This is a genomic window from Rhizobiales bacterium NRL2 (genome assembly GCA_001664005.1).
Taxonomy (GTDB): domain Bacteria; phylum Pseudomonadota; class Alphaproteobacteria; order Minwuiales; family Minwuiaceae; genus Minwuia.
Genome location: CP016093.1, coordinates 4,064,699 through 4,076,482, shown reverse-complemented (window position 1 = coordinate 4,076,482; position 11,784 = coordinate 4,064,699). Strand labels below are relative to the sequence as shown.

General features: G+C 68.1%; 9 protein-coding genes. 5 read left to right on the top strand and 4 right to left on the bottom strand.

The window, feature by feature from the left end:
* Position 1: 1 nt before the first annotated feature.
* The 5 genes from TEF_19050 to TEF_19030 all read left to right on the top strand — a co-directional run bounded on the left by TEF_19050 (position 2) and on the right by TEF_19030 (position 6,432).
* A complete protein-coding gene (locus tag TEF_19050) occupies positions 2 to 1,102 on the top strand; it encodes an LPS export ABC transporter permease LptG (protein ANK83605.1) in 1,101 nt (366 codons plus the stop codon).
* A 2-nt stretch (positions 1,103 to 1,104) separates the two neighbouring features.
* Positions 1,105 to 3,240 (top strand): hypothetical protein, encoded by a 2,136-nt coding sequence (locus tag TEF_19045; protein ANK82659.1) that lies wholly within the window; start codon positions 1,105 to 1,107, stop codon positions 3,238 to 3,240.
* A gap of 103 nt (positions 3,241 to 3,343) precedes the next feature.
* The gene (locus TEF_19040; protein ANK82658.1) at positions 3,344 to 4,606 is read left to right on the top strand and encodes a hypothetical protein; all 1,263 of its coding nucleotides are present in this window, start codon (positions 3,344 to 3,346) and stop codon (positions 4,604 to 4,606) included.
* 3 nt (positions 4,607 to 4,609) lie between these two features.
* Entirely contained in the window at positions 4,610 to 5,602 is a 993-nt protein-coding gene (locus tag TEF_19035; GenBank protein ANK82657.1) for a 4-hydroxythreonine-4-phosphate dehydrogenase PdxA, read from the top strand.
* On the top strand, positions 5,599 to 6,432 hold the full coding sequence (locus TEF_19030) for a 16S rRNA (adenine(1518)-N(6)/adenine(1519)-N(6))-dimethyltransferase (GenBank protein ID ANK82656.1): 834 nt from the start codon (positions 5,599 to 5,601) through the stop codon (positions 6,430 to 6,432). The genes TEF_19035 and TEF_19030 overlap by 4 nt, the downstream gene beginning before the upstream one ends.
* Here TEF_19030 and TEF_19025 read toward each other — a convergent pair.
* The 4 genes from TEF_19025 to TEF_19010 all read right to left on the bottom strand — a co-directional run bounded on the left by TEF_19025 (position 6,417) and on the right by TEF_19010 (position 11,783).
* Positions 6,417 to 7,049: a guanylate kinase gene (locus tag TEF_19025; protein ID ANK82655.1), complete on the bottom strand. Its 633-nt coding sequence runs from the start codon at positions 7,047 to 7,049 to the stop codon at positions 6,417 to 6,419. The two genes, TEF_19030 and TEF_19025, sit on opposite strands and share 16 nt — an antisense overlap.
* Positions 7,050 to 7,059: 10 nt before the next feature.
* Complete coding sequence (locus tag TEF_19020) at positions 7,060 to 7,938, bottom strand: YicC family protein (GenBank protein ID ANK82654.1); 879 nt, start codon at positions 7,936 to 7,938, stop codon at positions 7,060 to 7,062.
* A 63-nt stretch (positions 7,939 to 8,001) separates the two neighbouring features.
* Positions 8,002 to 10,767: a hypothetical protein gene (locus tag TEF_19015; GenBank protein ID ANK82653.1), complete on the bottom strand. Its 2,766-nt coding sequence runs from the start codon at positions 10,765 to 10,767 to the stop codon at positions 8,002 to 8,004.
* A 38-nt stretch (positions 10,768 to 10,805) separates the two neighbouring features.
* A complete protein-coding gene (locus tag TEF_19010) occupies positions 10,806 to 11,783 on the bottom strand; it encodes an aminodeoxychorismate lyase (GenBank protein ANK82652.1) in 978 nt (325 codons plus the stop codon).
* Between the last annotated feature and the right edge of the window lies 1 nt (position 11,784).

Below are 11,784 nucleotides of genomic sequence, written 5' to 3'. Positions count from 1 at the left end.
GCTGCGCACGCTTCCTACCCTGACCCGCTATCTGATCCGTCAGTTCCTGCTTGGCGCCGGCCTCGTCTTCGCGCTGCTGTCGCTGGTCATGTTCACGGCCGAAGTGATCGATCATGTGCGCCGCGCCAGCGGCGTCGACGAGATCGGGCTGGGGCTGATCGTGCAATTCGCCCTGCTCAAGATGCCATCGGTGATCGAGAAGCTCTGGCCATTCGTTGTGCTGTTCGGCGGCATGCTGGCGCTGACCCGGCTGTCGCGGTCCAACGAGCTGGTCGTGGCGCGGGCCGCCGGTGTCTCGATCTGGCAGATCCTGACACCCCTGGTGTTGTCTGCGGCCATCATCGGCGGCATTCTGATAACGGTGCTGAATCCCCTGGCCGCCGCCCTGACGGGACAGTACGAGCAGCTCGCGAGCGCCAAGTTCCAGGGCGAAACCAGCCGCATCACGGTCTCCGACAAGACCGGCCTCTGGCTCCGGGAGGTGAACGCCGAAGGCCATCAGGTGATCCATGCCTGGTCCGCTTCGGCGCAGGGCACTTCGCTGGACAACCCGACCTTCTTCACCTTTACCCGCAACAACAGTTTCGTGCGCAGGATCGACGCCGAGAGTGCGGAATTGCTCGACCGGCAGTGGCGGCTGAAGAACGCGGTGGTGACGGAGCTGGACCGTCCGCGTCAGGAGCGCGAGTCCATGCTGGTGCCGACCCGGCTGACGGTGGCGCAGATCATCGACAGCCTGGCGCCGCCGCAATCGCTCTCGTTCTGGGAACTGCCGGCCTTCATCGAGCTGCTGGAGAAGTCGGGTTTCAATGCGCTCGCGCACCGGCTGCACTGGAATTCGCTGCTGTCCCTGCCGCTGATGCTGGCCTCGATGGTTCTGCTGGCCGCCACCTTCTGCATCCGGCTCAGCGTGCGCCGCGGCGGCGTCGGGCTTGTGTTCTTCGCCGGCACCATGGCGGGGTTTGCGATATTCTTCGTCACCGACGTGGTCGAGGCGTTCGGCTCCGCGGGCAAGCTGCCCGTGGTGCTCGCCGCCTGGACACCGGCGGCGGTCACCACCATGACGGCCATCGCGGCCATGTTCCATCTGGAGGACGGCTAGGAATGGCGCCGCGCAGGCCGCTCCCGATTCTGCTGCTGTTCGCCCTTCTGTGGATGCCGCTCGCCGCGGCGGCGCAGGTGAGCGACCTGCCGGTCGAGCTCTCGGCCCGGGAAATGATCTACGAACAGGAACTGGGCGTGGTGACGGCCCGGGGCGAAGTCGAGATCCTGCAGGGCGAGCGGGTGCTGTTCGCCGACACCGTCACCTACAACGAACGCGACGAGGTCGTCACCGCCAGCGGCAATGTCGTGCTGCGGGAACCTTCGGGTGACGTGCTGTTCGCCGACTACGTGGAACTGACCGACAACTTCAAGCAGGGCGTCGTCGAGGAGCTCAAGATCCGCCTGGCCAACCGGGCGCGCATGGCGGCGCGGCGCGCCCGCCGCGAAGGCGAGAACCGCACCATTCTCGAGCGCGTGGTCTACACGCGCTGCGAGGAATGTCCCGAACATCCGGACCGGCCGCCGATCTGGCAGATCAAGGCCAACCGGGTCACGCGCGATCTGGACAAGGAAATCGTCGAATATCAGAACGCGCGCCTGGAAATGTTCGGCGTGCCGGTCTTCTACGCGCCCTATTTCTATCATCCCGACCCCACGGTCGAACGGAAGTCCGGCTTGCTAGCGCCCATCGTCGGCTCGTCCACCGAACTGGGCTTCCAGTACTCACAGCCGGTCTACCTGGTCCTTGACGAGGACAAGGACATGACCTTGACGCCGCGTTTCCTGACCAAGGAACTTCCGGTTATGGGGGCGGAGTACCGCCAGCAGTTCGACGCCGGGCGCTGGGATACCGACGTCTCGCTGACCTATGTCGACGAGGTGGTCGGCCGCACGCAGACCGGCGACAAGGAGTTCCGCGGTCATTTCCGCTCCAAGGGCGACTTCCGTATCGACGATGGCGCCGACTGGGGCTTCAACCTGTTCCGGACCAGCGACGACACCTATCTGCGCATCTACGATATCGGCGGCGGCAACACACTCACCTCGACGGCCTATGTCACCGATTACGATGGCCGGCGGTTCCGCGGGCTGGAGTTCTTCTCCTTCCAGGGCCTGCAGGAGAACGATGACGACGGCGAGACGCCACTGGTGATGCCGCTGGCGACATGGCAGGACACATTCAGCCCCGGCGTGCTGGGCGGACGGGTCGACTACACCTTCAGCGGTGTGGCCCTGCAGCGCACCAGCGGTCGCGACACCCGCCGGCTGTCCTTCGACGGATCCTGGGAACGCCAGGCCGTCGACCCCTTCGGCGGCCTGACGACCTTCGGCATGCATTTCCGCGCCGATGGCTACATGGTTTCGGAAGCCCAGGACACCGACCCGACCGCCAGCGAGAACGACTACTACGAGGGCCGCATCTGGCCGCAGGCGACGCTCGACTGGCGTCTGCCGCTGGTGCGACCGGCCAACGGGCACTTCCAGAAGATCGAGCCGGTGGTGCAGCTGATCGGGTCACCGGGCGGCGCCAACCCGAACGATATTCCCAACGAGGACTCGCTCAGTTTCGAGTTCTCCGACGCCAACCTGTTCGACCGCAACCGCTTCGTCGGCTTCGACCGCGTCGAGAGTGGCTCCCGCGTCAATTACGGGGTGCGGATGGGTGTCTATGGCGACGGCGGGGGCGAGAGCGAGCTCCTGATCGGGCAGTCCTTCCGCTTCAACGAAACCAGTGCGTTCGGGCCGGGGACCGGACTCGACGACCGTCTCTCCGACGTGGTCGGGCGGCTGCTCATCGCGCCGACGGACTCGATCGACTACACATTCCGTTTCCGGGTCGATATGAAGGGGCCGGATCTGGATCGGCACGAGCATCGCCTGAGCCTTCGCGACGACTGGTACAGTTTCAGCCTCGGCTACATCTCCGTACCGCGTGTGGGCGGCGCCGTGGCAGTCGGCAACACCCAGGAACTGACCACCGAAGGCACGTTGAACTTCGCCGAGAACTGGCAGGTCCTCGGCGCCTATCGCGGCGACCTGGACCGGGGCGTGCCGATCCGCTTCGAGGGAGGTCTGCGCTACGAGGACGAATGTTTCGACTTCCAGCTCGGCGTCGTCCGCGATTTCACCAGCGACCGCGATCTGGAGGCGTCGACCTCCGTCTTCGTGCGGATCAGTCTCACCGGGCTGAACTAGCTCAGCCTCGGTGTCCGGGCTGCAACTTGCCGGTTGGAAGAACCACCGTGCTGCGCTAGAGCAGGCGCGAATTCGATGGAACAGGAGGCAGCGTTCCGCCCCGATGAACGTGAAGCTGATACTGCCGGCCATCGCCGCCGCGCTCTGGATGGCGTTCGCCGCGCCGGCGTTTTCCCAGCAGGTGCTGGACATCGTCGCCGTGGTCGACGACGAGGTGATTTCGGCCTACGACCTGGAGGAGCGGATCGACCTGATCATCGTCACCGCCGATCTGCCGCGTACGGAGGAGACGCGGCAGCGGCTGCGCCCGCAGGTGCTGCGCACTCTGGTCGACGAGGAATTGCAGAAGAAGGCGGCGCGCAATCTCGGCATCACGGTCACCAACGGCGATATCGACGCCGAGATCGAGGCCATCGGCGAACGCAACAACATGAGCGGCCCGGCACTGGTGCAGAACCTGGAGCGCGCCGGTGTCGACGAACATGCCATCCGCCAGCAGGTCCTGGCCGGGATCGCCTGGCAGCGCTTCATCGGCGCCCGGTTGCTGCGGACCGTCGATGTCTCCGACGAGGAGATCGATGAGGAGATCGCCCGGCTCAAGGCCGCCGAGGGCGAGACATCCTATCTGGTCAACGAGATCCGTCTGGCGGTCGAACAGCCGTCCCAGGAGGACGAGGTGCGCGGCTCGGCCGAACGCCTGGTGCGCCAGATTCGGGCCGGCGCGAGTTTTGCCGCTCTGGCGCGGCAGTTCTCGTCCGGCGCTACTGCCCAGAGCGGCGGGGATGTCGGCTGGATCCGCGCTGAACAGCTCGGCCCGGAGATCGGCGAGGTACTGCCGACCATGACGCCGGGCTCGGTTTCCGATCCGATCCGGACCGACACCGGCTACGCCATCGTGGCGCTGCGCGAAACGCGGATCGAAGGCCAGCGCCAGCCGGAGAAGGTCCAGGTCGAACTCAGCCAGATCCTCATTCCGCTGGGGCGGAATGCGCCGCAGCAAGCGGTGGACGAGGCGCGGGCCCGGGCGGCCGCGCTCCGACCCGGGATCGCAGGCTGCGCCGACGCTGCACGGCTGGCCGGGGACGTGCAGGGCGCGCAGGCGGCCGATCTCGGGCGACTGCGCATCGGCGACCTGCCCGTCGATTTCCGCTCGGCCATCTCGGACCTTGATGTGGGTGGTGTCAGCCCGCCGCTGCGCACCGCGGCCGGCATCCACCTGCTGATCGTCTGCGACCGCTCGGAGCCGGTGGATGCGACCGTCGACCGGGAGCGGATCCGCAACGCGATCCTGAACCGCAAGCTGAACCTTCGCGCCCAGGCCCAGTTGCGCGACCTGCGCCGGGATTCGATCGTGGACTACAGATAGGCCATGAAGCCGCTGGCGGTCACGATGGGGGAGCCGGCGGGCATCGGCGGGGACATCACCCTGGCCGCCTGGCGGGACCGCGGGCGGATGGATCTGCCGCCGTTCTTCGTCATCGACGACCCCGCGCGGCTCGAACGCCTGGCGCGGCGTCTGGAGATCGACGCGCCGGTTGTCCCGATCCGCGACCCCTCCGAGGCGGCCGGGGTCTTCGCGGAGGCGCTGCCGGTTCTGGCGGTCGAGGGCCGCGTTTCGGCCGGGCCGGGCCGTCCCGATCCGGCCGACGCGCCGTTGGTGATCGCGGCCATCGAGCGCGCGGTGGCTCTGTGTCTCGAAGGCGGGGCCGCGGGCGTGGTGACGAATCCCATCAACAAGGCCGAGCTCTACCGGGCGGGCTTCACCCATCCGGGCCATACCGAGTTCATCGGCCATCTCTGCGGCGGCGCGCGCGCGGTGATGATGCTCGCCGGTCCCAGCCTCCGGGTCGTCCCTGCGACGATCCACCTGCCGCTGGCCGATGCCGTGCGGGCGCTGAAAGGCGGCGATCTCGTCGCCATCGGCCGCATCGTGCTCCGGACCCTGCGGGACGACTTCGGCATCGACCGTCCGCGGCTGGCGTTCGCCGGACTCAATCCCCATGCCGGGGAGAACGGCGCCCTGGGCCGTGAAGACATCGACATCATCGCGCCCGCGGTGGCCGAGCTGGCGCGGGGCGGCGACAGCGTCGTCGGTCCTCTGCCGGCGGACACCATGTTCCATGCGCCGGCGCGGGCCGAGTACGATGCCGCCATCTGCATGTATCATGACCAGGCTCTGATCCCGGTCAAGGCGCTGGATTTCGACAGCGCGGTCAACGTCACGCTGGGCCTGCCCATCGTGCGGACCTCGCCTGACCACGGCACCGCCTTCGACATTGCCGGGCGCGGCGTCGCCCGGCCCCACAGCCTCATCTCGGCGATCCGTCTGGCGGGCGAGATCGCCGGCCACAGACGGGGATGAGCGTTCCGGGTCTGCCGCCGCTGCGCGAGGTGATCCGCCGCCACGGTCTGGACGCGCGCAAGGGACTGGGCCAGCATTTCCTGCTCGACCTCAACATCACCGACAAGATCGCCCGCGCCGCAGGCGTTCTGACGGGCCGGGACGTGCTTGAGGTCGGGCCCGGGCCCGGCGGGCTGACCCGCGCGCTGCTGGAGACGGACGCGGCTCGGGTGGTGGCCGTGGAGAAGGACGAGCGTTGCATCGCTGCCCTGGCGCAGCTGGCGGCGGTCTATCCGGGACGGCTGGAGGTCATCCGCGCCGACGCCCTGGAGACGGAAGCCGCCGAACTCGTGCGGCCGGGCGCAGCGATCATCGCCAATCTGCCCTACAATGTCGGTACGCCGCTGCTGTTCCGCTGGCTGGCCCGGCCGGATCATTTCGGCTCCATGACCCTGATGTTCCAGCGCGAGGTCGCCGAGCGCATCGCCGCCCGTCCGGGTACGAAGCACTATGGCCGGCTCGCGGTGATGGCCAACTGGCGCTGGAGTACGCGTGTGCTGTTCGATCTGCCGCCGCGCGCCTTCACGCCGCCGCCCAAGGTCACCTCGGCGGTTGTCGGCCTGACGCCCCGGACCGAGGCGCTGGCCCCGGCCGACGCCGGCACGCTGTCGCGGGTGGTCGCGGCGGCCTTCAACCAGCGCCGCAAGATGCTGCGTCAGAGCCTGAAGGGGCTGAGGCCGGACGCGGAAGCCTGGCTCGGCGAGGCCGGCATCGATCCGCGCCGCCGTGCAGAGACGCTGACTGTCGAGGAGTTCTGCGCCCTCGCCCGGACGCTTCAGTCGCCGCGATAGGGCCTGGTGAGCTTCTCGACGAAATCCGCTAGTCCCGGCTGCCGCTGACGCCGCACCCGTTCGGCGACCAGGATCGCGCGGATCTGCGTCAGGCAGCGTTCCAGGTCGTCGTTCACGACCACGTAGTCGTAGCCGTCATAATGGCTGATCTCGTCGGCCGCCTTGGCCATGCGCCGCTTCACGACGTCATCGGGGTCGCGGCCCCGGGTGCGCAGCCGCCGCTCGAGTTCCGCGGTGCTGGGGGGCAGGATGAACACGCTGACGATGTCGGTCTCGCGGCGCTGCTTCATCTGTTGCGCGCCCTGCCAGTCGACGTCGAAGAGGACGTCCCTGCCAGCCTTGAGAGCGTCCTCGACGGGTCCCGCCGGGGTGCCGTAGCTGTTGTCGAAGACCGTGGCGTGCTCCAGCAGCGCGTTGTCCCTGACCATGTTGTCGAAGGTTCCTCGGTCGACGAAGTAGTAGTCCCGGCCCTCGACTTCGCCCTGTCGCTTCGGTCTGGTCGTGACGGAGACCGACATGCTGAGGTCGCGCTCGTCCTCCAGCAGCCGCCTCGAGATCGTGGTCTTGCCGGCACCCGAAGGGGAGGACAGGACGAGCATCAACCCCCGGCGCGTCATTCTTCCGGCCTCACTCAACGTTCTGCACCTGCTCGCGCATGCGGTCGATGGCGACCTTCAGGTCCATGCCGATGCGGGTCAGTTCGATGTCCGAGGACTTCGAACAGAGGGTATTGGCCTCGCGGTTGAACTCCTGGGCCAGGAAGTCGAGCCGGCGTCCGACCGGCTCTTCTGCGGCGAGCAGTTCATGCGCCTGGGCGACATGGGCCTTCAGGCGGTCCAGTTCCTCGCGTACGTCGGCGCGTGCGGCCTGCAGAGCCAGTTCCTGCGTCAGCCGCTCCTCGCTGACCGGCGGGTCCGCTTCCAGCAGTTCGGCCAGGACGGTCCGGAGCCGCGCCGCGCGCTGCCCGCCGCGGGCACCTTCGGTCGCCGCCGCACGGGCGATCAGGGTCTCGATGTCGACGATCAGCGCGCCGAGGATTTCGGCAAGGCGCGCGCCCTCGGTGCGCCGGGACCGGTCCAGCGCCGTCACGGCCTGTTCCAGCGATGCCAGGACCTCGGCGTCGCGCCGCTCAGCCTGTCCGGCGTCCTGGGCCGCCGTGGCGGTTTCGATGACGCCGCGCGCCGAGAGCAGTTGATCGGGGCGAACTTCGGCCTCCGGCGCCAGCGCACGCGCGGTGTCCAGCAGGGTATTCAGCCACGCCGTGTTGACGCGGTAGCCTTCGGCTCCGCCGGCCTGTTCCATCTGCAGGTTGACGGTGACATTGCCGCGCGCGAAGGCCGACTGGGCGGCCTGCCGCGCGGCCGATTCCAGCCCACCCACCTCGGCGGGCAGGCGCAGCCGCACATCCAGGCCACGGCCGTTGACCGAGCGCAGCTCCCAGGTCCAGGTCCAGCCCTCGGCGGTCCCTTCGGTGCGGGCGAATCCTGTCATGCTGGCGAGCGTCATGGGCGGGCAACCTCAGAATCGGCGTCGAAATGCCGGGTCAAGTTAACCTGCGCCCGCGATCGATCAAGCGTCGGCGGGGAAGGTGAGTGTCACCCGTGTGCCGGAGCCGGGGCGGCTGTCGACGGCGACACGTCCGCCATGCAGGTCCACCAGCGCCTGGACGATGGGCAGGCCGAGGCCCGTGCCCTTGTGGCCGGCCACCATCTGGTTCTCGATCTGGCCGAACGGCTCGAAGATGCGCCGCATGTCCTCGCGGGCGATGCCGACCCCCTCGTCGCCCACCACGATCGCGTACTCGCCGCCTTCGAGAGAACAGGTCACGCTGACCCGGCCGCCCTCGCGGTTGAACTTCACGGCATTGGAAAGGATGTTCAGCAGAATCTGCTTCATGGCCCGGCGGTCGGCGCGCAGGCCGGGTGGCGCCGGAAGGGCAGGGGGCGCGAGGGCGATGCGGGAGCGATCCGCCATGGGCCGCACGATATCCAGGCATTCCGCCACCAGGGCGTCGAGATCGACGGGTTCCCGGCGGATGGCGAATGCGCCGGCCTCGATCTTGGAGAGGTCGAGCAGATCGTTGATCAGATCCAGCAGATGCCGGCCGCTCTCGGCGATGTCGGCGGCGTAGGTCAGATAGCGCGCATTGCCGATCTCGCCGAAGATCTGCTGCTGCAGGATCTCCGAGAAGCCGATGATGGCGTTGAGCGGGGTGCGCAGTTCGTGGCTCATCTTGGCGAGGAACTGGGTCTTGGCCTGGTTTGCCCGTTCGGCCTCGTTCTTGGCTTCAAGCAGGTCCGCCTGGGCCGTACGCTGTTCGGTGATGTCGCGGACGCTGCCCTCGTAGTAGAGCGGATTGCCGTCCTCGTCGCGCACCAGCCGCGCGTTTTCCGACACCCATAGCCGTTCGCGGGTCCGGTAGCGGTAGACCTCCGAGACGAACTCGGTGACCTGGCCATGGGCCTCGATCTCGCCCTTGAACTCCGTGCGGCGTCCCGGCTCCACGTACCAGCGGCTTTCCAGATCGTTGACGTCGGCCAGCAGGGCTTCCTCGCTCTCGTAGCCGTTCAGCTCCACCAGCGCGGGATTGGCCCTGAGCGCCCGGCCATCCAGGCTCGTGCGGTAGATTCCTTCGGTGGCGTTGACGAAGATGTTGCGGTAGTCGCGCTCCGCGTTCCGCAGGGCATCCTCCGCCCGGCGGCGCTCGTCGATGTCGACGGCCGTGACCAGGATGGCCGGCTGGCCGTCCCACATCAGTTCCGACACGAACAGCTCGACCCAGAAGGTCTCGCCGTTCCGGCGGCGGTAGCGCACGTCGTAGCGCGCCGGTGGCGCCAGGCCGGCAGAGCGTTCGTGCGTTCGGCGGACCAGAAGCTCGCGGTCTTCCGCCGAGAAGAATTCCGTGACGCTGTCCAGGGCGGTCAGCTGGTCGGCGTCGTCGAAACCCAGCATCCGCGCCATGGTGGCGTTGGCGTAGAGCGGCCGCAGGTTCTTGTGGACGAAGATGCCCTGTATCGAGCCTTCCGTGATGGCGCGGAACTTCTGCTCGCTCTCGCGAAGGCGTTCGGCTGTGTCGGTGCGCTCCCGGATTTCGGCACGCACGCGATCGAAGGCGGCGGCGAGAGAACGCGTGCGTTGCTGGACCCGCTCCTCCAGTTGCGTCCGCGCCGCCAGCAGTTCGGTCTGCTGTCGCTTCAGCGCGGAAATCTCCGAGTAGACATGGACCATGCCGCCGGCGCCCGTGCCGCTCTCGCGGAGCTGAAACCAGCGACTGCCGATCTGACGCTCCCGCAGTTCGGGTACCGGACGCGGCACCGACAGGCGCTCGCGCACCCATTCTCCGGTATCGCGCGCGCCGGCGACCAGCCCCGTGGATGCCATACCAGCCAGCAGCTCGGCGAAGGGCATGCCGCGGAACAGCTCGAGGCGTTTCTCGAACACCTCCTCGAAGGACCGGTTCCACAGTTCGACGCGGCCGTCGGCATCAAAGAGAATGACGCCCTGGTCGAGGCCCTCCATCGCATCGCGCAGTTCCGCCTCCGCCCGGTTGGCGCGGGCGTCGGCGTCTGCCAGGGCGCTCTCGTCGATGCCCGTGCCGCGATAGCCGGTGAAGACGCCATGCACATCGAAGACCGGCACACCGCCGACGCGCACGCGCCGCCGGTCGCCATCGCCGCGGTCGAGCTCGTAGCGGAATTCGCGGAACGGTTCGTGACGATCCAGCACCGCGCGGTGGGTCCGCCAGAACTCTGTGCGGGTGTCCGGATCGCCGGCGGCTTCCCAGCGGGTCCTGCCCAGCAGGGCTTCCGTCAGGCGGCCGCTCTCCGCGTCGGCGTGCGCGGGCCGGACGAAGCGGTGCTCGGCATCGGTCTCCCAGACCCAGTCGGCAGTGGCGCGGGAAAACTCGCGCAGCACCCTGGCTTCGTGACGGGCCCGGCTCTCGGCGGCCCGCTCGTCGCTGACGTCGGAAACCAGCGCCAGGATACCGCCTTCCGGCAGCTCGCGGTTGATGAAACGCAGATAGCGGCCATCCGAACTCAGCCGGTCGACGGGGGTGTCCATCGTGAGGTGCTGGCTGTGGACCAGATCCAGCCATTCGGCGCGCTGAAGCGAGCGTCGGGGCACCACGCCGCTGTCCCAGGCGATTTCGCAGAGTTCGCGATAGGACATGCCCGGCCGGATGCCGTCGGCCATTTCCTGCCAGAGTTGTTGATAGGCCTGGTTGCAGGCGACCAACCGGTCCTCGGCGTCGAACAGCGCGGCCGCATGACCCAGGGCGTCCAGCGCGTGGATCACGGATACGTCGTTTCGGTCGATCTGACGGTCGGTCACCATTGCCTTGCCGGAAGCGCCGCCGCCGTCCCGTCCGAAGCCTACTCGTTCTCTCGCTGCAGCCGGCGCCAACGTCTCACGTTTCGATTGTGCTCAGCCAGGGTTTTCGCGAACGCGTGCCCCCCGGATCCATCGGCCACAAAGTAGAGTTCGTTCGTTTGCGAAGGATTAAGAACCGCCTCCAGCGCCGCTCGTCCCGGGTTCGCAATGGCTGTCGGCGGCAGACCCTTCACGGCGTAGGTATTGTAGGGGGAATCGGTCTTCAGGTCCGCGCGGCTGAGCGGCCGGCCGAGATCGGCCTTGCCCTCCGTCAGCGCGTAGATCACGGTCGGGTCGGACTGCAGCCGCATGCCCTTGCGCAGGCGATTGACGAACACCGCCGCGACCCGCGGGCGCTCCCCGGCGACGCCGGTTTCCTTCTCGACGATGGAGGCGAGGATGACGGCCTCCCCGGGTGTCCGCAGCGGCAGTCCTTCGGCGCGCCCGGCCCACAGGTCGGCCAGGGCCGCGTCGCGCGCGGCGCGCATGCGTTCCACGATCGCCGCCCGGCTGTCGCCATGACTGTAATGGTAGGTTTCCGGCAGCAACGCCCCTTCCTCGGCCACGGGCGTCTCGCCGTCCAGGGCCGGCGCGTCGTCGAGCAGGGCTGCAATCTGCCAGGAGGTCAGGCCCTCCGGCACCGTGATGCGGCGGACGACCGTGCGGCCGGCGACGATGTCGCCGATCACCGTGCGCATGCTGGTTCCGGCTTCGAAGCGGAATTCGCCGGCCTTCAGGCGGCCGCCCCGTTCGGTGAGGCGGACCGCGGCGATAAACAGCATCGGATCCCCGATGACCCCGGCGGCGTCCAGTTTCGACGCGATCCGACGCGGTCCGTCGCCGGGTTGGATGATGACGGTGGCGGCTTCCGCCAACGGTCCCGGTTCGTTGTAGCGTTCCCAGCCCAGCCAGCCTGCGACCGCCGCGCCGAAAACGGCGATCACGGCGAGAAGCAGGGCCAGACGCAGCGCCGTCCTCACG

Excerpts from the sequence above, each read along its gene's own strand:
- TEF_19045 (ANK82659.1), top strand. The coding sequence starts at position 1,105 with ATGGCGCCGCGCAGGCCGCTCCCGATTCTGCTGCTGTTCGCCCTTCTG.
- TEF_19040 (ANK82658.1), top strand. The coding sequence starts at position 3,344 with ATGAACGTGAAGCTGATACTGCCGGCCATCGCCGCCGCGCTCTGGATG.
- TEF_19035 (ANK82657.1), top strand. The coding sequence starts at position 4,610 with ATGAAGCCGCTGGCGGTCACGATGGGGGAGCCGGCGGGCATCGGCGGG.
- TEF_19030 (ANK82656.1), top strand. The coding sequence starts at position 5,599 with ATGAGCGTTCCGGGTCTGCCGCCGCTGCGCGAGGTGATCCGCCGCCAC.
- TEF_19025 (ANK82655.1), bottom strand. The coding sequence starts at position 7,049 with ATGACGCGCCGGGGGTTGATGCTCGTCCTGTCCTCCCCTTCGGGTGCC.
- TEF_19020 (ANK82654.1), bottom strand. The coding sequence starts at position 7,938 with ATGACGCTCGCCAGCATGACAGGATTCGCCCGCACCGAAGGGACCGCC.
- TEF_19015 (ANK82653.1), bottom strand. The coding sequence starts at position 10,767 with ATGGTGACCGACCGTCAGATCGACCGAAACGACGTATCCGTGATCCAC.